The 24500-nt window shown below is 60.4% G+C and carries 21 protein-coding genes; 10 read left to right on the top strand and 11 right to left on the bottom strand.

Going from position 1 to position 24500, the window contains the following annotated elements; genetic code table 11:
* Positions 1 to 163: 163 nt before the first annotated feature.
* Positions 164 to 1030, bottom strand: coding sequence for a transcriptional regulator HexR (hexR, locus tag PMI38_RS07370; protein WP_008092286.1), 867 nt, complete (start codon positions 1028 to 1030; stop codon positions 164 to 166).
* Between the two features lie 103 nt (positions 1031 to 1133).
* On the opposite strand from hexR, the gene zwf reads away from it, so the two are divergent.
* The 4 genes from zwf to PMI38_RS07350 all read left to right on the top strand — a co-directional run bounded on the left by zwf (position 1134) and on the right by PMI38_RS07350 (position 6519).
* Positions 1134 to 2576 (top strand): glucose-6-phosphate dehydrogenase, encoded by a 1443-nt coding sequence (gene zwf / locus PMI38_RS07365; protein ID WP_008092281.1) that lies wholly within the window; start codon positions 1134 to 1136, stop codon positions 2574 to 2576.
* A gap of 217 nt (positions 2577 to 2793) precedes the next feature.
* Entirely contained in the window at positions 2794 to 4977 is a 2184-nt protein-coding gene (gene uvrD, locus PMI38_RS07360) for a DNA helicase II (protein WP_008092272.1), read from the top strand.
* Between the two features lie 164 nt (positions 4978 to 5141).
* On the top strand, positions 5142 to 5996 hold the full coding sequence (locus PMI38_RS07355) for a Tim44 domain-containing protein (RefSeq protein WP_008092267.1): 855 nt from the start codon (positions 5142 to 5144) through the stop codon (positions 5994 to 5996).
* Between the two features lie 115 nt (positions 5997 to 6111).
* Entirely contained in the window at positions 6112 to 6519 is a 408-nt protein-coding gene (locus PMI38_RS07350) for an SMI1/KNR4 family protein (RefSeq protein WP_008092265.1), read from the top strand.
* A gap of 135 nt (positions 6520 to 6654) precedes the next feature.
* Here PMI38_RS07350 and PMI38_RS07345 read toward each other — a convergent pair whose 3' ends face one another.
* A complete protein-coding gene (locus tag PMI38_RS07345; RefSeq protein WP_008092264.1) occupies positions 6655 to 8415 on the bottom strand; it encodes a cation:proton antiporter in 1761 nt (586 codons plus the stop codon).
* Between the two features lie 343 nt (positions 8416 to 8758).
* Here PMI38_RS07345 and PMI38_RS07340 point away from each other — a divergent pair, with 343 nt between their 5' ends.
* Positions 8759 to 9244 carry an acyl-CoA thioesterase gene (locus PMI38_RS07340; RefSeq protein ID WP_008092263.1) on the top strand — a complete coding sequence of 162 codons (486 nt, stop codon included), beginning with the start codon at positions 8759 to 8761 and terminating at the stop codon, positions 9242 to 9244.
* Here PMI38_RS07340 and pdxY read toward each other — a convergent pair.
* Complete coding sequence (gene pdxY, locus PMI38_RS07335) at positions 9241 to 10113, bottom strand: pyridoxal kinase PdxY (protein WP_008092262.1); 873 nt, start codon at positions 10111 to 10113, stop codon at positions 9241 to 9243. The two genes, PMI38_RS07340 and pdxY, sit on opposite strands and share 4 nt — an antisense overlap.
* A gap of 120 nt (positions 10114 to 10233) precedes the next feature.
* Between pdxY and PMI38_RS07330 the strand changes: the two genes are divergently transcribed.
* Complete coding sequence (locus PMI38_RS07330; RefSeq protein WP_008092261.1) at positions 10234 to 10626, top strand: DUF3301 domain-containing protein; 393 nt, start codon at positions 10234 to 10236, stop codon at positions 10624 to 10626.
* Here the strand turns inward: PMI38_RS07330 and PMI38_RS07325 are convergent, their stop codons facing one another.
* Both PMI38_RS07325 and zigA read right to left on the bottom strand, forming a co-directional pair.
* Positions 10627 to 11604, bottom strand: a complete 978-nt coding sequence (locus tag PMI38_RS07325) for a CobW family GTP-binding protein (protein ID WP_008092260.1) — start codon at positions 11602 to 11604, stop codon at positions 10627 to 10629. It lies immediately after the preceding gene.
* A 98-nt stretch (positions 11605 to 11702) separates the two neighbouring features.
* Entirely contained in the window at positions 11703 to 12893 is a 1191-nt protein-coding gene (gene zigA, locus PMI38_RS07320; protein WP_008092259.1) for a zinc metallochaperone GTPase ZigA, read from the bottom strand.
* Between the two features lie 136 nt (positions 12894 to 13029).
* Between zigA and folE2 the strand changes: the two genes are divergently transcribed.
* Complete coding sequence (gene folE2, locus PMI38_RS07315) at positions 13030 to 13917, top strand: GTP cyclohydrolase FolE2 (protein ID WP_043273201.1); 888 nt, start codon at positions 13030 to 13032, stop codon at positions 13915 to 13917.
* Between the two features lie 3 nt (positions 13918 to 13920).
* Here folE2 and PMI38_RS07310 read toward each other — a convergent pair whose 3' ends face one another.
* Entirely contained in the window at positions 13921 to 14454 is a 534-nt protein-coding gene (locus tag PMI38_RS07310; protein ID WP_008092257.1) for a DUF3617 domain-containing protein, read from the bottom strand.
* A gap of 131 nt (positions 14455 to 14585) precedes the next feature.
* On the opposite strand from PMI38_RS07310, the gene cls reads away from it, so the two are divergent.
* The gene (cls, locus tag PMI38_RS07305) at positions 14586 to 16025 is read left to right on the top strand and encodes a cardiolipin synthase (protein WP_008092256.1); all 1440 of its coding nucleotides are present in this window, start codon (positions 14586 to 14588) and stop codon (positions 16023 to 16025) included.
* A gap of 39 nt (positions 16026 to 16064) precedes the next feature.
* Here cls and cfaB read toward each other — a convergent pair whose 3' ends face one another.
* Positions 16065 to 17249, bottom strand: coding sequence for a C17 cyclopropane fatty acid synthase CfaB (cfaB, locus tag PMI38_RS07300; RefSeq protein ID WP_008092255.1), 1185 nt, complete (start codon positions 17247 to 17249; stop codon positions 16065 to 16067).
* A gap of 202 nt (positions 17250 to 17451) precedes the next feature.
* On the opposite strand from cfaB, the gene lpdA reads away from it, so the two are divergent.
* Both lpdA and PMI38_RS07290 read left to right on the top strand, forming a co-directional pair.
* A complete protein-coding gene (gene lpdA / locus PMI38_RS07295) occupies positions 17452 to 18852 on the top strand; it encodes a dihydrolipoyl dehydrogenase (protein ID WP_008092254.1) in 1401 nt (466 codons plus the stop codon).
* A gap of 104 nt (positions 18853 to 18956) precedes the next feature.
* Complete coding sequence (locus PMI38_RS07290; protein ID WP_008092252.1) at positions 18957 to 20006, top strand: ABC transporter substrate-binding protein; 1050 nt, start codon at positions 18957 to 18959, stop codon at positions 20004 to 20006.
* Here the strand turns inward: PMI38_RS07290 and PMI38_RS07285 are convergent.
* The 4 genes from PMI38_RS07285 to PMI38_RS07270 all read right to left on the bottom strand — a co-directional run bounded on the left by PMI38_RS07285 (position 19967) and on the right by PMI38_RS07270 (position 24434).
* On the bottom strand, positions 19967 to 20515 hold the full coding sequence (locus PMI38_RS07285) for a histidine phosphatase family protein (RefSeq protein WP_008092250.1): 549 nt from the start codon (positions 20513 to 20515) through the stop codon (positions 19967 to 19969). The two genes, PMI38_RS07290 and PMI38_RS07285, sit on opposite strands and share 40 nt — an antisense overlap.
* Positions 20516 to 20553: 38 nt before the next feature.
* A complete protein-coding gene (gene metE / locus PMI38_RS07280) occupies positions 20554 to 22842 on the bottom strand; it encodes a 5-methyltetrahydropteroyltriglutamate--homocysteine S-methyltransferase (protein WP_008092249.1) in 2289 nt (762 codons plus the stop codon).
* A 261-nt stretch (positions 22843 to 23103) separates the two neighbouring features.
* A complete protein-coding gene (locus PMI38_RS07275; RefSeq protein WP_008092243.1) occupies positions 23104 to 24042 on the bottom strand; it encodes a hypothetical protein in 939 nt (312 codons plus the stop codon).
* 71 nt (positions 24043 to 24113) lie between these two features.
* Positions 24114 to 24434, bottom strand: a complete 321-nt coding sequence (locus PMI38_RS07270; protein WP_008092242.1) for a DUF4870 family protein — start codon at positions 24432 to 24434, stop codon at positions 24114 to 24116.
* Between the last annotated feature and the right edge of the window lie 66 nt (positions 24435 to 24500).

Here is a 24500-nt window from a genome sequence, read left to right as displayed (position 1 = left end):
CCGGCGAAGCCGGTGCCATACGCCGAATTGCCTGCTTCGCGGGGCAAGCCCGCTCCCACAGGAATCGCGTCAACTTTCAGAAGTTGAGCAAGACAGTTGCTCCCACAGGGGAAACCAGGGACTTCAAGGCATGTAGTGCACCGGTGGGTCAGGCCGGATGCCTTCAGTCATCCATCGCCTTGATCGATTTTGGCGACAGGCGCAGGCTGCGCAAGCTGCGTTTCACGCTCTTGAGGTGATTGACCAGGCTCGGCCCGCGCGCCATGGCGACGCCCATGGCCAACACGTCGATCACCACCAGGTGGGCGATACGGGAGGTCAACGGGGTGTAGATTTCGGTGTCTTCGTGCACATCGATCGCCAGGTTGACGGTCGACAGTTCCGCCAGCGGCGTCTGGCTCGGGCACAGGGTGATCAGGTTGGCGCCGCTCTCACGCACCAGGTTGGCAGTGATCAGCAAATCCTTGGAGCGCCCCGACTGGGAAATGCACACGGCCACGTCACCCGGCTTCAGGGTTACCGCCGACATCGCCTGCATGTGCGGGTCGGAATAGGCGGCAGCGTTGAGCAGCAGGCGGAAGAACTTGTGCTGAGCATCGGCGGCCACCGCACCTGACGCGCCAAAGCCGTAGAACTCCACACGCTGGGCCTGAGCCATGGCGCTCACGGCCTGCTGCAACGCGTGCGGGTCAAGCTGCTCACGCACTTCCATCAGGGTGTGCAGGGTCGTGTCGAAAATCTTCAGGCTGTAGTCAGCGACCGAGTCGTCTTCGTGAATGGCGAACTGACCAAAGCTGGCGCCCGCCGCCAGGCTCTGCGCCAGCTTGAGCTTGAGGTCCTGGAAGCCCGAGCAACCGATCGCCCGGCAAAAGCGCACGATGGTCGGCTCGCTGATGCCCACGCTGTGCGCCAGGTCGGCCATGGAGCTGTGCATGACGGCAGCCGGGTCCAGCAGCACATGGTCCGCGACTTTGAGTTCCGATTTGCGCAGCAGGTGGCGCGATTGGGCGATATGTTGCAACAGATTCACGGGCTGGACTCGGTTATGATCGGCTGGCCGGGATGTAGCTTTCTTGTAGTTATACTACATGGACGTCAACCCGCCCAGTTAAACGAACGTGGAGAGTGGTGGTTTGACTATTCCTTGCGACATTCTGGTGTTCGGCGGCACCGGTGACCTGGCCCTGCACAAGCTGCTGCCGGCGCTCTATCACCTTTATCGCGAGGAGCGTCTGAACATTGCCGTGCGCATCATTGCCCTGGCCCGACGCAATTTTTCGCGCGACGAGTACCTCAAGCTCGCCGAACGCCATTGCCGGGCTCAGGTCGCCCGCAATGACTTCGAAGAAGATGTGTGGCGGCGTTTTTCCGCACGCCTCGACTACTTCCCCATGGACGCGTCGCAGAGCGCCGACTTCGGCCGCCTGGCACGCTACCTCGGCGAGCCCGGCGGGCTCACCCGCATCTATTACCTGGCCACCGCCCCCAACCTGTTCGTGCCCATCGCCAAGCACCTGCGCATCGCTGGGCTTGCCGACAGCGAAGCCCGCATCGTGCTGGAAAAACCCATCGGCCACTCACTGGAATCGGCCATTGCCATCAACGAAGCGATCGGCACGGTGTTCGAGGAGCGCCAGGTATTTCGCATCGACCACTACCTGGGCAAGGAAACCGTGCAGAACCTCATGGCCCTGCGCTTCGCCAATGCCTTTCTCGAACCGGTATGGCGCAATGGGCAGGTCGACCATGTACAGATCAGCGTCTGTGAAACGCTGGGCGTAGAAAACCGCGGCGGCTACTACGACCGAGCCGGCGCGACCCGCGACATGCTGCAGAATCACTTGCTGCAGCTGTTGTGCCTGGTGGCCATGGAGCCTCCTGCGCAGTTCGAAGCCGAGGCCGTGCGCGACGAAAAGGTGAAGATTCTGCGCGCACTGAAGCCGATAAACGGCCAGGACGTGCAGGACAAGACCGTACGAGGCCAATATGGCGCCGGCCACATCGGTGGTCAGGAAGTGCCGGCCTACTACTTCGAAAAGGACGTGGACAACGACAGCGACACCGAAACCTTCATCGCCGTGCAGGCGCATATCGACAACTGGCGCTGGGCCGGCGTGCCCTTCTACCTGCGCACCGGCAAGCGCATGGCGCGCCGATCCTCTCAGATCGTCATACAGTTCAAACCCGTGCCCCATGAGCTGTTCAGTGGTGGCCAGGTCAACCAGTTGCTGATCCAGCTGCAGCCGGACGAACGCATCAGCCTGCGCATGATGACCAAGAGCCCCGGCAAAGGCATGCGCCTGGAACCGGTGGACCTCGACCTCAACCTGGCCCAGGTATTCAGCCAGACACGTCGCTGGGAAGCCTACGAGCGCCTGTTGCTGGATGTTCTGGAAGGGGACTCGACCCTGTTCATGCGACGCGATGAAGTGGAAGCCGCCTGGGCCTGGATCGACGCCATCATCAAAGGATGGGACGAACACTTCCAGCCTCCCCGCCAGTATGCAGCCGGCAGCAATGGCCCCGAGCAGGCCAATAGCCTGTTGGCCGGGCACGGCAGGCACTGGTATAGCTGAAAGCGTGCCCGATTCCAGTGCCCCCCTTTGCAGCAATGAAAAATGGGTGAAATCGGGCACCACGTAGCCGTCAACTGATGGCTGGCCATGCCAGATCGACATCAGGTGTTGATCTGGTAGGGCGCGTTGCAAGAAACCGATGAGCGACAGTGCCTGAAGGTGAATATTTATACAGTAGGTGTTTGCCCCGTAACCGGCCTCCCCCTAGAATGGCCGGATGCACACAGATGACCTCTCCCTCCTGCTCAATTCCCTCAACGATGCCCAACGCCAGGCCGTCGCGGCCAAGCTCGGTCGTCAGCTGGTGCTTGCGGGCGCCGGTTCCGGTAAAACCCGCGTGCTGGTGCACCGCATCGCCTGGCTGATCCAGGTCGAGCAGGCCTCGCCGCATTCGATCCTGTCGGTGACCTTCACCAACAAGGCGGCAGCAGAGATGCGCCAGCGGATCGAACAGCTGCTGGGTATCAACCCGGCGGGCATGTGGGTCGGCACCTTCCACGGCCTGGCGCACCGCCTGCTGCGAGCGCACTGGCAGGAAGCCCGCCTGGTCCAGAACTTCCAGATCCTCGACAGCGATGACCAGCAGCGGCTGATCAAGCGGGTGATGCGCGAGCTCGGCCTGGACGAGCAGAAATGGCCTGCGCGCCAGGCGCAGTGGTTCATCAACGGGCAAAAGGACGAGGGGCTGCGACCACAGCATATCCAGGCCAGCGGCGACCTGTTCCTGATGACCATGCGCGACGTCTACAGTGCCTATGAACAGGCCTGTGAACGCGCCGGCGTCATCGACTTCTCCGAACTGCTGCTGCGTGCCCTGGACCTCTGGCGCGATCACCCCGACCTGCTCAAGCACTACCAGCGGCGCTTCCGCCATGTGCTGGTGGACGAATTCCAGGACACCAACGCCGTGCAATACGCGTGGCTGCGTTTGCTCGCGGGCGGGGGCGACAGCCTGATGGCCGTAGGCGACGACGACCAGTCGATCTACGGCTGGCGCGGTGCCAAGATCGAAAACATCCACCAGTACACCGCCGACTTCCCCGACGCCGAAATGATCCGTCTGGAGCAGAACTACCGCTCCACCAGTGGCATCCTCAAGGCCGCCAACGCCCTGATCGCCAACAACAGCGGGCGCCTGGGCAAAGAGCTGTGGACCGATCTGGGCGAAGGCGAGCCGCTGACGCTGTACGCCGCCTATAACGAGCACGACGAAGCACGTTATGTGGTGGAGACCATCGAGAGCCTGATCAAAGGCGGCAACGCACGCAGCGACATCGCCATCCTCTACCGCTCCAACGCCCAGTCGCGGGTGCTGGAAGAGGCCCTGCTGCGCGAACGCGTTCCCTACCGCATCTACGGCGGCCAGCGCTTCTTCGAACGCGCCGAAATCAAGAACGCCATGGCCTACCTGCGCCTGCTCGAAGGCCGCGGCAACGATGCAGCGCTGGAGCGGGTGATCAACGTACCACCCCGCGGCATTGGCGAGAAAACCGTCGAGGCCATCCGCGAACATGCCCGCCACAGCCAGCTGTCGATGTGGCAAGCCATGTGTCAGCTGATTGCTGCCAAGGCACTCAAAGGCCGTGCAGCCAGTGCCTTGGGTGCCTTCATCGAATTGATCGAGAGCCTGGCCGGCAAGGTCGCCGACATGCCTCTGCACACGATGACCCAAACGGTCATCGAGCAGTCCGGGCTGATCATCTACCACCAGGAAGAAAAAGGCGAAAAGGGTCAGGCACGGGTAGAAAACCTTGAGGAACTGGTCAGCGCCGCGCGCAACTTCGAGGCCAGCGAAGACGACGCCGAGCTTTCGCCGCTGTCGACTTTCCTCGGCCACGCCTCGCTGGAAGCGGGCGACACCCAGGCCGACGAGCACGAAGACAGCATCCAGCTGATGACCCTGCACAGTGCCAAGGGCCTGGAGTTCCCCTACGTGTTCCTGGTGGGCATGGAAGAAGGCCTGTTCCCGCACAAGATGAGCCTGGAAGAGCCCGGCCGTCTGGAAGAGGAACGCCGCCTGGCATATGTGGGCATCACCCGCGCCATGCGCCAGCTGATCATGACCTATGCCGAAACGCGCCGCCTTTATGGAAGCGAGACCTACAACAAGGTGTCACGTTTCGTACGGGAGATTCCGTCGGGCCTGGTTCAGGAAGTGCGTTTGTCCAATAGCGTCAGCCGCCCGTTCGGGGGCTCGCAAAGCAACACGAGCAGCCTGTTCGCCAACGCCAGCATTCCGCAGACCGCGTTCAATCTCGGCCAGCGCGTGCAGCATTCGGTATTCGGTGAAGGGGTTATCCTCAACTTCGAAGGTTCCGGCGCCCAGGCACGGGTGCAGGTGAACTTTGCCGAAGGCAGCAAGTGGTTGATGCTGGGGTATGCCAAGCTCGAAGCCATTTGAAGCCTTCAATGCCGCTATCACTGGCAAGCCGGCTCCCTCAGGGGCCGGCTCAGCCAGGCTTGTAACATCCAGGCAAAAGCTCGAAACATTATGTCGCTGGTCATGTGCCCGGGAACCTGTGCACCATGACGCGCGTGCAATCCACAACAGGGGATATCCCACTTATGCAACGTTTTCTTAGCATCGCACTGGCGCTCTGCGTCGGCCTGACGCTGAGCCTGGACGCCAACGCCAAGCGCTTCGGCGGCGGCAAGAGCTCGGGCTCCGCGCCTATCCACCAGACCCGCCAGGCCACGCCAACCACGCCTGCAGCCGCGCCGACCGCTCCAGGCCGCGCACCGGCCGCCGCCAGCGGTGCTTCGCGCTGGCTGGGTCCACTGGCCGGCCTCGCCGCCGGTGGCCTGCTGGCGTCCATGTTCATGGGTGACGGCTTCGAGGGCTTCCAGATCATGGACTTCCTGATCGTCGCGCTCATTGCCTTCCTGGTGTTCCGCTTCATCGCCGCGCGCCGCCGCCAGCAGCAGCCGCAAATGGCCGCACCAGGCCATGCGCCGTTCCAGCGTGAAGCCCATGCACAGCCTGCCCAGCCGTCGGTCTTCGGTGGTTCGGCTGCACCTGCCGCTGCAGCTGCTCCGGTGATCAACGCCCCGGCCTGGTTCAACGAGCAGAGCTTCCTGGCTGCCGCTCGCAACCACTTCCAGTCGCTGCAGCAGCACTGGGATGCCAACGAGATGGACAAGATCGCCGAGTTCGTCACGCCGCAAATGCTCGAGTTCCTCAAGCGCGAGCGCGCTGACCTGGGTGACGGCTTCCAGTCCACCTACATCGATAACCTCGATGTGCAACTGGACGGCGTCGACGATCGCTCGGACCGTACCGACGCTACCCTGACCTTCCGTGGCCTGTCGAAGACCTCGCGCTTCGACCAGGGTGAAGCCTTCAGCGAAAGCTGGCACATGGTTCGCGCCAAGGGCGAGAACCAGCCCTGGCTGGTCGCCGGTATCCGTCAGAACGGTTAACCGTCGCACGTTTGCACAAAAAACCCCGGGCCTGTCCCGGGGTTTTTGCTTTTGCCAGAGCGGCCTACTAGGGTATAACGCGCAGCGTTGTCATCAAGGTTAGAGGATATGAACCGTGGAAGAAGTGATCGAACAACTCCGTGAAGCCAATGAACCCGTACCGGTGCCGCTGGAGCTTCCCGACGAAGACCAACTGGTTGAAATCGAGGAACAGCTGTTCATCAACATTCCGTTCGTGTTCAAAGAGTTCCTGTTGACCGTCAGTGATGTGGTGTACGGCACGCTGGAGCCGGTGACCGTTACCGACCCGCAATCGCACACCTACCTGCCCGACGTGGCGGCCAATGCCTGGGACGCCGGTGTTTCGCGTGAGCTGATTCCGTTGTGCCAGGACGGCGACAACTACTACTGCGTCGAGGAAGATGGCACCGTGGTGCTGTGGGAAGGCGACGCAGAAGAGGTCGGCGAAGAAAGCTGGGAATCGGTGTGGCACTGGGCGCGGGATGTCTGGCTGGAAAGCTGATTGAGAACCAACCGCAGAAAGTGATGGCCACAAGCCACCAGCTCTCGTAGAATCGCCAGGCTTTCTGCGCCTGGCGACATCGCTACCGCTCCATCCCCTCGGACTTCGATGAAATCTCGCGCAGAGGGCATGCCCTCAGTGGGTATGGTCGCGGCTGTTTTCCAGCGTCTCCAGCAAGGCGATCTGCATACGCGAATGCACGCGGATGAACCAGCGCCACAGCAGTGCCACCACCACCGCCGCCACAACCGCAATGATCAGCAACAGCTCGTTGGTCGGCAGGATGCTTGCGGACAGGGCCGACAGCAGCAGGAATATCACCAGCAGCGACAACAGTGGAATCACTTCGGCGACCACGCGGCGCACACGCTGAGTATGACGACCCGCCATTTCCGGCTTGACCCCCATTTCCGCCAACAGCATCGACAGCGCCTTGAGCTTGCGGTACGCCGCAATCAGGAACGGCAGCGACAGCAACAGCGCCGCCCCCCAGATCACCGCCTTCTGCTGGCTCACATCACTGACCCATTCATTCAGCCAATCGCCGATACGGCCAGCGAAATAGCCGCCGCTGAAGAAGATCGCGATCACCAGTGCCAGGTTGACCCCGACCTGCAACAGGATGCGTCGGATCATCGCGGCCAACATGGCACTTTCACCTTGCGGTTGAATGCTGCGCAGCCACTCACCATAGAGCGATAGAACCCGCGAAAGCCGGCTCGGCATCACCTTGCCGAGCTTCAGGGACAGCGGGTCGGCGGCGCGGATCAGGTACGGCGTCAGCAGCGTGGTGATGGCCGAAACCGCCACGGCGACCGGATAGAGGAAGTCGCTGGTCACCTGCAGGGTCATGCCCAATGCCGCGATGATGAATGAAAATTCGCCAATCTGTGACAGCCCCATGCCCACACGCAACGAAGTTCGCCCGTCGTTACCGGCGATGAAGGCGCCCATGCCGCAGGAGAGCATCTTGCCCAGCACCACCGCCAGGGTAATGACCACGATCGGCCAGGCATAATCGAGCAGCACCTGCGGGTCGATCATCAAACCAATGGCGACGAAGAAAATGGCGCTGAACAGATCGCGCACCGGCTCGATCAACTGCTCGATCTTCAATAGCTGACGCGACTCGGCCATGATCGCACCGATCAGGAAAGCGCCCAGTACCATGCTGTACTCAAGCTTGACCACCAGCAGGCAGAAACCAAAACACAGGCCCAGTACGGTAATCAGCAACATCTCGTTGCTCTCGAACTTTGCCACATAGGCCAGCAGCCGCGGCACCAGCAGAATGCCGATGACCAGCGCGACGATCATGAACAGCGACAGCTTGCCCACGGTGGAGAACACTTCCCCGGAGCTGACCGATCCGCTGACCGCGATGCCCGAAAGCAAGGCAATGATGCCGATACCAAGAATGTCCTCGACGATCAGCACGCCAAAGATCAGCTGGGCAAAACGCTCGTTCTTCATCTTCAGGTCGTTGAGCGCCTTGACGATGATGGTGGTCGAGGAAATGGCCAGAATGGCGCCCAGGAACAGCGAATCCATGGTGTTCCAACCGAACCAGCGGCCGATCTCGAAGCCGATCCAGATCATCAGGACGATTTCCAGGAACGCCGCAATGAACGCCGTGGCCCCCACCTTGAACAGCTTGCGCAGGCTGAACTCAAGCCCCAGACAGAACATCAGGAAGATCACGCCCAGCTCGGCCAGGGTCTTGATCGTGTCTTCGTCGTGAATCAGGCCGAACGGCGGAGTATGAGGGCCGATGATGAAACCGGCGACGATGTAGCCCAATACAACAGGCTGCTTGAAGCGATGGAAGAGGATCGTCACCACCCCGGCGACCAGCATGATCACTGCCAAGTCCTGGATGAAGCTGATGGCATGCATGGCGCGATTCTCCTTTCTCGATGCCCATTATCTGGATGACCAGGCAGACCGCTCCTCTGCCAGGCAAACCCGAGCGAGCAGCAAGTACATACTGTATTGAATGCAGGAAAGCCCATGTTGCATGGGCGTAGTCAGGTTAACATCGCACCCCGCCGCAAAATGCCGGCGCAATATGTAGAAACAGATCGGCTGGTTAGCGGCCTGCGATGGCGTGATCGGCGTGACCATGGCGCGTCAGCCATCGTCCCGTACCAGAAGGCAAATTTCAAAAGGGGAAACAGAAGTGTCAGCAGATAACGACCCCGATTGGCCCGATTCAGCGCAACCTCACCGTGAGCACACTATGGAACCTGGAAACGCCCAGCTGAGCATGACCGTCCTGATGACCCCGGACAAGGCCAACTTTTCTGGCAACGTACATGGCGGCACCTTGCTCAAGTACCTCGACGAAGTGGCCTATGCGTGCGCCAGCCGTTATGCGGGCAGCTATGTAGTCACCCTGTCGGTCGACCAAGTGATCTTCCGCGAGCCGGTACATGTCGGCGAGCTGGTAACCTTCTTGGCCTCGGTCAACTACACCGGCAACACCTCCATGGAAGTGGGCATCAAGGTGGTCACCGAGAACATTCGCGAACGCTCGGTGCGCCACTCCAACAGCTGCTTCTTCACCATGGTCGCGGTCGACGACAATCGCCGCCCAGTGCCGGTCCCTGCGCTCCAGCCACAATCGAGCGAAGAAAAGCGCCGCTTCCTTCAGGGCCAACAGCGCCGCCAGATCCGTCAAGAACTGGAAAAGCGCTATCAGGACCTGAAAACCGATTCGATTTAATACGCCAGGCGCTGCGCCTCGAAGCGCACACGCGGATGGGCGATGCGATCCTGGGCCCGCACCAGCTGCAGTTCGTAGCTGGCGCAGGCCTGGGTTTCCAGAAGCACCTCATGCACCGCCGCCGCAGTGAATTCGAATGCCTGTTGCCAGCTGTCGCCCAGCAGCACGCGCGCCAGGAACAAGCCCGAGGTCAGGTCGCCCACCCCCACGGGCTGACGCGGAAACGCCAGCAGCGGGCGGCGCAGGTGCCAGCTCTGGTCGCGGGTCACCAGCAACATCTCGAACATGTCCTGCTCCCGTCCCGGATAGGCCAGGTGCTTTACCAGCACGACTTGCGGGCCACGCTCGAGCAGGCTGCGCGCCATGCTGACGCAATCCTCCAGGGATTGCGCACGTCGGCCGCAGAAGCTGTCCAGTTCCAGCTGGTTGGGGCAGAGGATGTCAGCCTGTGCCGCCGCCTCTTCGAGCAGGAACTCGCTGACTTCCTGGGGAACGATACAGCCCTTCTCCGGGTGGCCCATGACGGGATCGCACAGGTACAGCGCCTTCGGGTTCACGGCCTTGATCCGCGCTACCCCGGCCAGGATCGCCCGGCCCTGTTCGGCGCTGCCCAGATAGCCGGACAGCACGGCATCGCAATGGCCAAGTTCGCCAATATTGGAAATACCTTCCACCAGCGCAGGAATTTGCGCTGGCGCAAGCACTTCGCCCGCCCACTGGCCATACTGAGTGTGATTGGAGAATTGCACGGTATTGAGCGGCCAGACGTTGACCCCGATACGCTGCATGGGAAACACCGCGGCGCTGTTTCCGGCGTGGCCGAACACCACATGGGACTGGATGGCGAGCAGGTGCGGGGTACGTTTCATGCGCAAGGTTTCCAAATCTGTTTCAAGGATTGTGCGTTGCGCAGTATGAACTCGATTGCCACCTGTACGACAGGCCAGAGACGCAGTTAAGCTGGTTCGACCTGTTTGGAGCATACGCAAATGTTGACCCTGGAGAATCTCTTCGTCCTGATGCTGGTGGCCACGGCTGGCGCCTGGTTATGGCACAACCATGGGCTGCGCGAGAAAGCCCTGGAGCGGGTCAAGCAACACTGCGCCAAACTGGACCTGGAACTGCTCGACGATGCCGTCGCGCTCAAGCGCATCGCCTTCATTCGCGACGCCAATGGCCGCAAGCGCCTGGCACGTGTGTATGCCTTCGAGTTCACCGTAACCGGCGAACAACGCCACCCCGGTACGGTGACCCAGTTCGGTGCCCACAGCGTGCAGATCGAACTGGCGCCCTACCCGTTCGAGATCAAGACGCCGCCCCGGGCCGATAACGTGATCGAAATGCAGCAGTGGCGCCAGGAGCACAATCGCTGGAGCAAATGATCAGCAAACCCGGCATTCATCCAGTGCCTGCTGGAGGGCTAGTTGGGGCTGCGGTTGATCGAAGATCAGCTCGATGCGGGTGTCACGGCGCCATTCACTGGACTGCCAATCCGGCAGGGTGCCATTCAGGCCATTGAACGATTGCCAACCTTCTAGGCTGTGGATAACACCTTTGGCCCGGCGCCATGCCCAAGCTTCGAGGAAGCCACCCAGACGCTGTGCATCAAAACGCTGTGATGGATGCCAGCGCCACCCGATGCTCCAACCTCCCTCCCCGTTCTGAGCTGAACAGATTGGCACGCTGGGATCTGTCCACAAACCGCCTGTCGGCCTGCTGGGGATATCTATATCCACAGCGAGGTTATCAACAGAAACAGGACTAATTTCCCCTGTGGATGAAATTGGAAGTTGCTGAAAAGCGATCCGTCCGTGATTTGTCCACAACCCCCTATTTTTAGAAATTTCCTTACTTATCAACAGCTTACATTTTTCATCAACAGCCTCGCTTTTGTTCAATACGACCCGTGCAGCAGCGTCCAATGTCTGTTGTTGAGCCTCGCAAAGGGGCTCCCCTCGCGCCAGCGCCTGGGCATCCACGACCATGACCAGTGGCTGCACTGAAAGCACTCCAAGCCAAGGAGCACGGCTCAGCTGATCGAGCAGTTGCAAGGGGTGCCCAAGCCCTGAAGGTTCGATGAACAAGCGATCAGGACGCGCCTTTCGCAGCAGCCGACCCAAGCCGACCTGAAACGGCATACCGTTCACGCAGCACAGGCATCCCCCCGCCACCTCGGCGATTGCAATACCATCCTGGTCATGGGCCAGCAGTGCCGCATCGAGGCCGATCTGGCCGAACTCATTGACCAACACCGCCCAACGCTCGGCCGCCGGGCGTTGAGCCATCAGCTGCCGAATCAGGCTGGTCTTGCCAGCCCCCAGGGGGCCGGCGATGACGTGGGTGGGGATGTTCTGCAGCATGCGATCACTTTCGGGGCGGATTTGTCCCCACTATGCCCCGTCACGCCAGCCAGTCAAGGCTCGGCTTATACATATCCACATACCCACAGGCTGCCGCCTTACCATGGCCCGAACGGATCCGCCATACGTAGCCAGCCCTTCGGGCCCAACGCCATCTCATCATCGCTAAGCAGGCACGCATCCAGCTCTGTGGATAACTTTTCGAAGTGGATATCTTGCCCGATGAACACCAGCTCCTGACGGCAATCACCGCTCTCGCCAGTCCAGTGCCTGAGGATCTCCGCCTTGGCTTGTTCATCCTGCGGCCACTGCTCACGCGGCACGAATCGCCACCAGCGGCCGGCCAGGCCATGGCGCATCATGCCGCCCGCCTGTGACCAACTGCCGGCCTCCTGGTATTTGCTTGCCAACCAGAAGAAACCTTTCGAACGCAGCAGCCGGCCGTTCTGCCATTCGCTGTGGATGAAATCGAAGAAGCGTTGTGGGTGCAGGGGCCTGCGTGCTGCCCAGGTGTTCGCCGCGATGCCGTACTCCTCGGTTTCCGGCACATGCTCTCCGCGCAATTCCTGCAACCAGCCTGGCGCCTGCGCAGCCTGCTCGAAGTCGAACAACCCAGTGTCGAGAATCCGCCCCAGCGGCACCTGGCCCATCACCATCGGCACGATCTGAGCTCGCGCATTGAGGCTACGTAAAATGGCCGTGAGCTCTTCACGCTCGTGGCGGCTGATGAGGTCGATCTTGCTCAGCAGCAGCACATCAGCGAACTCGACCTGCTCGATCAGCAAGTCGCTGATCGAGCGCTCATCGTCGTCACCCAGGGTTTCTCCACGGCTCGCCAGGCTGTCGGCTGCCTGATAGTCGCGCAGGAAATTCACCCCATCGACCACTGTCACCATGGTATCCAGGCGCGCCAGGTCGGACAGGCTACGACCCTGCTCGTCGCGGAACGTGAAGGTCTCGGCGACTGGCAACGGTTCGGCGATGCCGGTGGACTCGATCAGCAAGTAATCGAAGCGGCCTTCTCCAGCCAAACGCGCCACCTCTTCCAGCAAGTCCTCACGCAGGGTGCAGCAGATGCAGCCATTGCTCATCTCCACCAGTTTTTCCTCGGCACGGTTCAGGCTGACGTTGCGCTGAACCTCACTGGCATCGATGTTGATTTCACTCATGTCGTTGACGATCACCGCGACCCGCAGATGGTCACGGTTACGCAGCACATGGTTGAGCAAGGTGCTCTTGCCGGCGCCGAGGAAACCGGAAAGCACAGTGACGGGAAGACGATTGGGCATGGCGAGACCTCTTCAGACGGGCGCATTCGAACGATGCATTGCATAATGTTATAAAGTAACAATACAATTTCGCCAAGCCGTATTCGTCGGAAGGGTTTCGAAGATGCTGCTAAACAGCCCATTGCCTGGTATTGCCATGAACAGCCTGACGCTTCCCGACATCGCCGCACAATCACAGCTGCACGCCACGCCTCTGGACTGGGTCGGCATGTGCGCAATCGCCCTGCCCATTCAGGTTGAAGGACGCCAAGTGGCGGCTATGGCCGATGCCGGGGTCAACTTGATAGAAGGCAAATCGCGGGGCATTCATATGTCCAGGCTCTACCTGGCGCTGGAGCGTCTGGAAAATCAAGCCCTGACGCCTCTTGTCCTGCGTCGCTTGCTGGAGGCGTTTCTCGCCAGCCATGAGGGGCTTTCTACAGCGGCCCATTTGCGACTGAACTTCGAGCATCTACTGAAACGGCCAGCACTGGTCAGCCCTTTGGCCGGCTGGAAGCGTTATCAGGTGAGTGTGGATGCCAAGCTCGAAAACGAAATGTTCCACGTGGAACTATCCGTGCGTGTGCCTTATTCCTCCACCTGCCCTTGCTCTGCAGCATTGGCACGGCAGTTGATTCAGCGCCAGTTCGAGCAAGATTTTAAGGAGGATGAATTGAATCGAGATGCAGTGCTGACATGGCTGGGCAGTAGCCAAGGCATAGTGGCGACGCCGCACAGCCAACGGAGCCAGGCCAGCATCAAGTTACGCCTGCGGGACAACCTGGATGCTTTATCGGTAACCGAGTTGATCGACACTATTGAAGCTAGCCTGGGTACCGCCGTTCAGACGGCCGTGAAACGCGCAGACGAACAGGCCTTCGCCTTGGCCAATGGACAGAATCTGATGTTCTGCGAAGATGCGGCCCGACGCCTTCATCGAGCGCTGCGGGCACTGACCTGGACCACAGGCTTCACCCTGCGCGTGGAACATGCAGAAAGCCTGCATGCCCACGACGCAGTCGCCAGCAGCCAGTGGCAATGGTAGAGATCAGCTGCGGGGTTTGACGGTTCCACAATCACTGCCGAGCCAGACGGCCCGGGTATTCATGCTGCCCTGTTGCTGCACACCGGAAGCATTGAAGTTACCGCTGACCTGCGTGGTGAATTCCTTGTCGCTCAGGAAGGTTGCCTGGCCGGTACCCTGGGCCTTGGGGCAGCTGAACTCGAACTTCCAGACATTCCCGGTTCGGTCGGTTATTTTCTGCGTGCAGCCAGACTTCGGATCCTGCAACGGAATATCGTTGGTCTGCACCTGCTCCGGTGTCAGACACGAGCGCACGCCATTACCCCCGACCGTGATGCCTTGCTTGGCCAGTACCCCTTCCATCATTGCCCGTTGCTCGGGTGGCAAGTTCTTCAGTTGCCCCAGCATGAACTGCATGTCAGGCAACGGCTTGCCATCGACCTGCATATTGCTGGTAGTGAGCTCCCACAGGCCGGGTTGCAACATCTGCGCATGCACCAGCGGGCTGCTCAGGCCAAGGGCCAGTGCCAGTGCCAACAGAGGCAGACGAATCTTCATGAACCAACGCTCCTCGAAAAAGCCGGCCAACGGGCCGGGCTGAACCTTAGACGCCAAATCCGCTTTCAGGTTGCAAGGCGGGTCTGGAACGTGTTCTGTTATCCGCTGTGTATTCGGCAAGCAGGATGCGTATGGATTACCACAGCCCCTACTTCTTCGGCTACGTGCTCGGCATCATTCATTTGCTTGGCGCCATCGCGGCGCTGCATGCAGTGTTCACCGTGCGCACCGCCCAGGGCGCAATTGCCTGGGCCCTGTCGCTGTTCTTCATCCCCTACTTCACGCTGATTCCTTACCTGATCTTCGGTGCTCGCTCGTTCTTCGCCTACATCCAGGCCCGGCGCCAGGCCAACCAGGAAATGCACGTGGCCATGGCCAACCTCAATTGGCGGCCGTGGGTAGAAGAGGCACTCACTGCCCGCGAGTCGCAGAGCTACGCCGCGTTGCGCGCCATGCCGAAACTCGGCCGCATGCCCTGCCTGGCCAACAACCAGGTAAAGCTGCTGATCGATGGCAAGGCCACCTTCGATGCCATCTTCGACGCCATTGCCAAGGCCCGTGAAGTGGTACTGGTGCAGTTCTTCATCATCCACGACGACAACCTCGGCAAGGCCCTGCAGCAATTGCTGTTACGCAAGGCCGCCGAAGGTGTTCAGGTGTTCGTGCTGTATGACCGGGTGGGCAGCCATGCGCTGCCCGCCAGCTACAGCCAGGTACTGCGCCAAGGTGGCGTACAGATTCATGCCTTCGCTACCCGCCGTGGATTGTTCAACCGCTTCCAGGTGAACTTCCGCAACCATCGCAAGATCGTCGTGGTCGATGGCCTGGCCGGGTTCATTGGCGGGCATAACGTAGGCGACGAATACCTCGGCAGCCACCCACGTCTTTCTCCCTGGCGGGACACCCACGTGCAGATCAGCGGGCCCGTGTTGGCGTGCCTCCAAGAGTCGTTCGCCGAGGACTGGTACTGGGCGACCCGGCAGCTGCCACCGCTGATTCTGCCGGACACTTACCCCGACAACGGCGTGCTCTGCCAGGCCCTGGCCAGCGGGCCTGCCGATCCCCAGGAAACCTGCTCGCTGTTCTTCCTCGAAGCTATCCATTCCGCCACCCGGCGAGTGTGGATCACCAGCCCCTATTTCATTCCTGACGAAGCCGTGTTCGCTGCCATGCGGTTGGCCGTGCTTCGCGGGGTGGATGTGCGGGTGCTGATACCAGCCCGCCCGGATCACCGGATCGTCTATGCCGCCTCCAGCCTGTTCGCCTTCGAGGCAGTGCGCGCAGGCGTGCGCATGTTCCGCTACCAGCCGGGCTTTCTGCATCAGAAGGTGGTGTTGGTGGACGACGAGGTCAGTGCGATTGGCAGTGCCAATCTGGACAACCGTTCGTTCCGGCTCAACTTCGAGATTACCTTGCTGACGGTCGACCGGGCGTTCGCCGATCACGTCGAGACCATGCTGCTGGCCGACTTCGAGCAATCCAGGGAAATTACCGCAGAGGATAGCCTCGACACCCATCGCCTCCAGCAACTGGGGATGCGTATTGCGCGGCTGATTTCACCGATCCTGTAACGCGACGGGGGCCGCTATTGCGGCCCCCGTTCATTGCTTTCAGCGATAGAGGTCTTCACGTGTCCAGGGCAGATCATGGTGCCCATCGGCATAAGGCTTCACCGCCAGTATCTGATGAAGATTGATCCACCCCTTCTGGAATGCATAGGCACAGCCCGCCAGGTAGAGCCGCCAGATGCGCAGGGTCTTTTCCGGCACCAGCGCCGCCGCCTTGTGCAACTGGTTCTCCAGGTTTTCGCTCCAGTGGTGCAAGGTCTTGGCGTAGTGCAGGCGCAGGCTCTCCACATCCACCACCTCCAGCCCCGCCTCACAGATGCTTGCACTGATCATCGACAGGTGCGGCAGCTCTCCATGGGGAAACACATAGCGGTCGATGAATTCGCCCGCACCTCGCCCCACAGGTCGGCCGTCGATATGCTTGGCGGTGATGCCGTGGTTCATCACCACGCCACCCTCACGCACGGCACCGAACAGCCTCTGGCAATACAACGCCAGGTTGGCATGCCCGACATGTTCGAACATGCCCACGCTGACCACTTTGTCGAAGCGACCATCCTGTGGCAGGTCGCGATAGTCGAGGATCTGCAGGTCGACCAAGTCGGCCAATCCCTCAGCCTTGACCCGCTGCCGTCCCAGCTTCAGCTGCTCTTTGCTCAAGGTGATACCGAAGACCTTGGCGCCATACTCGCGCGCGGCGAACCGTGACAACCCGCCCCACCCGCAACCCACGTCCAGCAAATAGTCACCTGCCTGCAGGCGCAGCTTGCGGCACAGGTGATCGAACTTGTCCTGCTGCGCCTGATCGAGGGTGTTGTCCGGCTCGCGGAAGTAGGCACAGGAATAGGCCATGTCCTGGTCGAGCCAGAGTTGATAGAACGCGTTGGAAACGTCGTAGTGGTAAGAGATGGACTGGGCATCGGTGCTCTTGTCGTGAGCCACACGCTGCGGAGGGGCCTTTTCTTCATCGGTCAGCAGCGCTTCGCTGAGCTCGTCGCACACCCGAATGGCTTCGCCAATATCGCCTTCCAGCTCCAGCTTGCCCTCGACGAAAGCGGTGCCCAACTGGTCCATGCTCGGGTGCATCAGCTGATTGATCAGCTGAGGCTCCTTGACCAGGATGGTGACCTGCGGGCTAGGCCCCAGGTCGAACTGGTTACCGTCCCATAGTTTAAGGCGCAGCGGCAGGTCAAGACTCTGCAATGCCGGCGGAAGTTGCGCGAGCATGAACGATCCTCCTTTCCATGTTTGGCATGGCGCCTATGAAATTTCGAACGCCACCGAATCAGAGTAGTTCATTCGTGCGAGCTTTCCGCTAAACAAGACCATGGTCTAGAACCGAATGATCTTAACCGCGATTGTATACAATCTGCCTCGCTTTGCTTAACCTTGTGCCCCTCTCGCGCTTCCTCATCTGGAGTAGAAACCCATGAAATCCTATGACGTGGTGATCATCGGTGGCGGCCCTGGCGGCTACAACGCGGCGATTCGCGCCGGGCAGCTTGGCCTCAGCGTCGCCTGTGTGGAGGGTCGCTCGACCCTGGGCGGTACCTGCCTGAATGTCGGCTGCATGCCGTCCAAGGCCTTGCTGCATGCCTCCGAACTGTACGAGGCTGCCAGCGGTGACGAGTTCGCCCACCTCGGTATCGAAGTGAAGCCCACCTTGAACCTCGCCCAGATGATGAAACAGAAGGACGAGAGCGTTACCGGCCTGACCAAGGGCATCGAGTACCTGTTCCGCAAGAACAAGGTCGACTGGGTCAAGGGTTGGGGCCGCCTGGACGGCGTCGGCAAGGTCGTCGTCAAGGCCGAGGATGGCAGCGAAACGACGCTGCAGGCCAAGGACATCGTCATCGCCACCGGCTCCGAGCCGACCCCCCTGCCCGGCGTGACCATCGACAACCAGCGCATCATCGATTCCACCGGCGCCCTCGCCCTGCCGCAAGTGCCCAAGCACCTGGTGGTGATCGGCGCCGGCGTCATCGGCCTGGAGCTGGGTTCGGTATGGCGCCGACTGGGCAGCCAGGTCACCGTGATCGAGTACCTCGACCGGATCTGCCCTGGCACCGATGAAGAGACCGCCAAGACCCTGCAAAAAGCGCTGGCCAAGCAAGGCATGACCTTCAAGCTCGGCAGCAAGGTGACTCAGGCCAGTGCGACGGCCGACGGTGTCAGCCTGACCCTGGAACCGGCCGCGGGTGGTGCTGCAGAAACCTTGCAAGCCGACTATGTGCTGGTCGCCATCGGTCGCCGCCCTTATACCAAGGGCCTGAACCTTGAAAGCGTGGGACTGGAGACCGACAAGCGCGGCATGCTCGATAACCAGCACCATCGCACCTCGGTCCCGGGCATCTGGGTGATCGGCGACGTCACTTCCGGCCCGATGCTGGCGCACAAGGCCGAGGACGAAGCGGTGGCGTGCATCGAACGCATCGCTGGCAAGCCGCATGAGGTGAACTACAACCTGATTCCCGGGGTGATCTACACCCGTCCGGAGCTGGCCACGGTCGGCAAGACCGAAGAGCAGCTCAAGGCTGAGGGCCGTGCCTACAAGGTCGGCAAGTTCCCGTTCACGGCCAACAGCCGGGCCAAGATCAACCATGAGACCGAAGGCTTCGCCAAGGTCATCGCCGATGCCAACACCGATGAGGTGCTGGGCGTGCACCTGGTAGGCCCGAGCGTCAGCGAGATGATCGGCGAGTTCTGCGTGGCCATGGAATTCTCCGCCTCCGCCGAGGACATCGCCCTCACCTGTCACCCGCATCCGACCCGCTCCGAGGCCTTGCGCCAGGCAGCGATGAATGTGCAAGGCATGGCCATGCAGATCTGACCCCGGCCAAGCTGCAGCTTGACGCTCCCCGAGGGGGCGTCAGGTTGCCAGCACCCCTCGCGATTCCGACAATGGCCGCTGCCGCCCTGTCCAGAGATCGCCCCATGCTGCCCCGCTTCGCTGCCCTGCTCACCGCGATGAGTCTTTCCGGTTTCGCCCAGGCTGGCGCCAGCCACTACCCGCTGACGATCGACAACTGTGGTGTACCGCAGACCTTTGCGCAGGCGCCAGAGCGCGCCGTCACCATCGGCCAGGCCGGCACCGAGCTCCTGTATGCCCTGGGCCTGGGCGGCAAACTCGCGGGCACCTCGCTGTGGTTCAACAACGTGCTACCGGAGTTCAAGACGCAGAACGACAAGGTCGAGCGCCTCGCCGACAACGAGCCGAGCTTCGAGGCCGTCGTCAACAAGCGTCCGCAACTGGTGACCGTGCAGTTCGAGTGGATGGTCGGCCCCCAGGGTGCGGTCGGCACGCGCCAACAATTCAATGAGCTGAACATCCCGACCTACCTCTTGCCTTCCGACTGCGAAGGCAAGGACAACCTGGTCGGCGCCGACGGCACCCGTACCCAACCGTTTCGCATCGACACCGTCTACAAAAGTGTCAGCCAGCTGGCAGAGATTTTTGATGTACAGGACCGTGGCGCCGCGCTGAATGCGGATCTCAAAGCCCGCCTGGATCATGCCAGGCAGCAGCTCGCAGACAAGGACCTGTCGAAAACCTCCGCACTGTTCTGGTTCTCCAGCGCCGACCTCGACACCGACCCCTACGTCGCCGGCCGCGAGGGCGTGGCTGATTTCATGCTGCAGACCCTTGGCGTGCGCAATGTCGTCGCGTCCAATGAGGAATGGCCAACGGTCGGGTGGGAAACGTTGGCCAAGGCCAATCCGACCTGGATCATCATTGCCCGCATGGACCGCCGCCGCTTCCCCGCCGACGACCACCAGAAGAAGCTGGAATTCTTGCGCAACGACCCGGTAACCCGGCAAATGGATGCGGTGAAGCAAGGACGCATCGTCATCCTCGATGCCGATGCCATGCAGGCTGGCATCCGCCTGTTCCGTGGCCTCGAAACCCTCTCGAGCGCTTTCGCCACCGGCAAGGCGCCCGCCGATCAGTCAGCGGACGTCAGTTTGACTCGCCACATGCCGTGATGGCCAAGATGCAACGGCGACAGGGGTTGCACGTCGATGCGATGAAAAGCCGACAATGGGCATTGCAGCACATGCAGCATCGCCGCCCGGATGATCATCGGGTGCGTCACGGCGACCCAATGGCCGGGTGCCGTGAAACCTTCCAGCCAGTCAGCCACGCGCCGGCAAACATCGGCAATCGACTCGCCTCCATGCGGCGCTGACTGAGGGTCGTTCATCCACACCTGCAAAAGCTCAGCCTCATCGCGCTGTAGCGCCTTCAGCGACACACCTTTCCATCGCCCGAAATCGCAGTCCCGCAATGCAGGTTCCACGGTAGGCCGCAGCCCCAACAGCTGCGCCGTCTGCGTGGCGCGCAACTCGGGGCCGGTCAGGCCAATCGAGCCCCTGGGCAGGACCAAGGGCTGATCGGTTGTGAGCTGAACCCCGTCCTCATCGGCATGAAATCGCCCTGACCGCTGCGCTTCGGTCGGTGCGTGGCTGATCAGCGTGAGATGGGTGGCCTTCATGGGTGAACCTTGATGAGCTTGGATCTCGACAAGGTATATCAAACCGTGGCGCGCAGTGCGCGGGCGGCGGCGACCATGTTCACCAGTGCCGCTTCGGTCTCCGGCCAGGCGCGCGTTTTCAAGCCGCAGTCCGGGTTGACCCACAGGCGCTCGGCAGGGATACGCTGGGCCGCCTTGCTCAGCAGCTTGATGATCTCGTCCCTGGTCGGCACCCGCGGCGAATGGATGTCGTAGACGCCTGGGCCGATCTCGTTCGGGTAGTCGAACTTCTCGAAGGCCTCCAGCAGCTCCATGTCCGAACGCGAGGTCTCGATGGTGATGACGTCCGCGTCCATCGCGGCGATCGACTCGATCACGTCGTTGAACTCGCTGTAGCACATGTGGGTGTGGATCTGGGTTTCGTCACGCACACCGGACGCGCACAGGCGGAAGGCTTCGGTTGCCCAATCCAGGTAGTGAGCCCAGGCGCTCCTGCGCAGCGGCAGGCCTTCGCGGAATGCGGCTTCGTCGATCTGCACGATCTTGATGCCAGCCGCTTCCAGGTCGACCACCTCATCGCGTATGGCCAGCGCCAGCTGGCGCGCCTGCACTTCGCGGCTCGCGTCTTCGCGTGGGAAGGACCACATCAGCATGGTCACCGGGCCGGTCAGCATGCCCTTCATCACCTTGTCGGTGAGGCTCTGGGCGTATTTGATCCACTCCACGGTCATTGCTTTGGGGCGACTCAGGTCACCGAAGATGACCGCTGGTTTGACACAGCGGGAACCATAGCTCTGTACCCAGCCGAAGCGGGTGAAGACGTAGCCATCCAGTTGCTCGGCGAAGTACTCGACCATGTCGTTACGCTCGGCTTCACCGTGCACCAGCACATCCAGGCCGAGGTTCTCCTGGATCTCCACGGCATGGCGAATTTCGCTCTGCATGGCTTCGACGTAATCGCCCTCGGTCAGCTTGCCCAGCTTGAACGACTGACGCGCCAGACGGATCGCCGAAGTCTGTGGGAAAGATCCGATGGTAGTGGTTGGGTAGGCCGGCAGGTCGAGACCGGCGCGCTGCTTGGCGATGCGCTGCTCGAAGCCCGATTGACGCTGGCTGTCGGCTGGCTTGATAGCCGCCAGACGCGCTTGTACCGCTGCCTTGTGGATCCGCGGCGAAGTGGCGCGGTTGGCCTGAATGGCGCGGCTACGTTCCAGGGCGGCAACAACATCGGCAGCGCCCGGCTGGTTGACGGCCTTGGCCAGTACGGCCACTTCCTCGCACTTCTGCACAGCAAAGGCCAGCCAGCTCTTGAGCTCTGCGTCGAGCTGGTCTTCACGTGCCAGGTCGACCGGGCTGTGCAGCAGCGAGCAGGACGGCGCAACCCACAGGCGATCGCCCAGACGTTCGGCTGCATCTTGCAGCACGCTAACGGCTTTCTCCAGGTCGGTAGCCCAGACGTTGCGGCCGTTGACCAGCCCCAGCGACAGCACCTTGTAGGTTGGCAGACGGTCGAGGATGGTCGGGTATTGGTCGGGGGCACGTACGAGGTCGATGTGCAGGCCGTCCACCGGCAGGTTCGCAGCCAGACCCAGGTTTTCTTCCAGGCCGCCGAAATAGGTGGCGATCAGCTTTTTCAGCGGTGCGCGCTGCAGGATGTTATAGACGCGCTCGTAGGCGTTCTTCCACTCCTGAGGCAGGTCCAGCACCAGGATCGGCTCGTCGATCTGTACCCACTCCACGCCTTGGGCAGCCAGGCGGTTGAAGATTTCGTCGTACAGCGGCAGCAGTCGCTCGACCAGTTCCAGCTTGTCGAAGTCGGCACCCTTGGTCTTGCCGAGCCACAGGTAGGTCAGCGGGCCGATCACCACCGGCTTGACGGCATGGCCGAGGGCCTTGGCTTCGTCGACCTCTTCGAACAGTTGCTCCCAGCTCAGGGCGAACTGTTGGTCAGCGGTGAACTCAGGTACCAGGTAGTGATAGTTGGTGTCGAACCACTTGGTCATTTCCTGGGCGTGGGCACCGCCGCAGCAGTTATCCACAGCGCCACGGCCCATGCTGAACAGGGTTTGCAGCGTGGGCTTCGCACCTTCGTGGCCACGGAAACGCTGTGGAATCACACCGAAGGTCAGCGAGTGGGTCAGCACCTGGTCGTACCAGGCGAAATCACCGACGGGCAGCAACTCGATGCCAGCGTCCTTCTGCGCCTGCCAGTGGGCGGCACGCAGCTCACGACCAACAGCGCGCAAACCGGCTTCGCTCAGCTCGCCCTTCCAGAATGCTTCCTGGGCTTTTTTCAGCTCGCGGTCACGGCCGATGCGCGGAAAGCCGAGGTTGTGTGCCAGTGCCATGATGTTCTGTCCCTAACGAAGAATTCGATGAGGGAATTGTCAGGATTCAGTACTCATGAGACAAACTCATTTTTTTTGCACACAACTATAGAATTTCTCATGATCGACCTAGGGTCGCTGAGGGTCAGAACAGGATGGGAGACGCGGCTGGCGCCTGTCGCAGGAGCAACAGGTTGAACAACAAGGGCGCCGTAGGGCGCCCTTGTTGTTTGCGGGAGGAGCAATGCTTTTCGGAAAGATCGTTAGTTCCGATTCAAGCAATCATAGCGTCACGCTGTACAGCACCTCGCCAGCGGGGGAAACGAAGTCAGCACGCTGGGGCTTGATGTTGAGATAGCGGTCGTTATCTTTAGCACGCTCGGCATGCTCGACGCTTTTCAGGTAGCCATAAATGACAACGCTGGTCTCGGTGCGAACCGCTTCGATTTTGCGGGCGATCGCTTGATCTTCGACCGGAACAAATTGCAGTGCAGTGGCTTCGGTAAAGCCATAGTGCAAGTTGATCGGCTCACCATTGAAATAGGAGCGTGCCGGCGGGAAACTGGAGCCGACGTTCATGCCCTTCTTGTCAGACTCGGTCAAATCACGCTTGTCGGTGAACAAGTCCGGGCTCAGGTTAAAGCCTTTGCGGTTGAAGTCGTAAGTCGCAATTTCAGCAAATTTTGGTTTGACTACAAACTTGACGTAGCGAACACCGTTAATTTTACTGCTCTCGGAAACCATCAATTCCTTGAAGTTCCTGGCAAGATCAATCTTGGCAAAGCCGTCTTTTTCAAACATGTATTTCTTGGACAGTTCGGCGATACCCTTGGGATAACCGTCGTACTGAGTATACACTTGTAATACGTCAATCAGTGTTTCGTCTGATTCATTGAAGCCATTGAATGCGATGTAAAGGTTACCCGGCATCCACGGCTTATGGATGTCCAAATAAGCTGAATCATCCGCCACCGGCAAATCAGGCAGCACGGTGCTGTTGGCTTCGTGCATGGCAATGGAAGCTTTGAAAGCCTCTTCTCGCTTTCTCTGGGCCTCTTCTTCAAGCTGCTTGTGCTTAAGCTCGGACTCTTCCTGCATGCGCTGAGCTATGGATTTCCCATCCTTGTCTGCAAAATTTTCAGGCTCTTCGCCACAGCCAGAGAGCAGGGACGTGGACAGCGCGAACGTGATGGCCAAAGTCAGTGATTTTTTACGAAGCATTCTTAGTTCCGTCTAGCTGAAGGGCTATTTGAATTTGCCCAGAGGTTTTGCATTACTCAAGAGACAACTATTTACACAGCAATGCCGCTGTTGAATGCCTTGATACCTTTGACGCAGCGAATAATCATCCAGATGGCCCACGCCAGAATGATGAAGTAGCCAATAATGAATACTGCCGTGACAGAACCTATTACCAGCCAGAGCAGTCCCCACCAGAACGTGCTGATCTGATGCTGATAGTAAGAGTCTGTGAGGGTATCTTTTCCTTTATTGACATACGCCATGATCAGACCAATCAGCCCGGTGAAAGGGATGAAGAGACCTGCCAGATACAGGAAGTAAACATACAGTGCAGTCTTGTCCTGCGGCGCCTGGTTCAGGTTATTACTCATTACGGAACTCCTTGTATTGTGTTTGCTTTTTCAAAGTCAGGCCCGCTAAACCATTACTCTTTTTTA

Source organism: Pseudomonas sp. GM84, from assembly GCF_000282535.1.
Classification (GTDB): Bacteria; Pseudomonadota; Gammaproteobacteria; order Pseudomonadales; family Pseudomonadaceae; genus Aquipseudomonas.
This window is presented reverse-complemented; position numbering and strand designations above follow the sequence as displayed.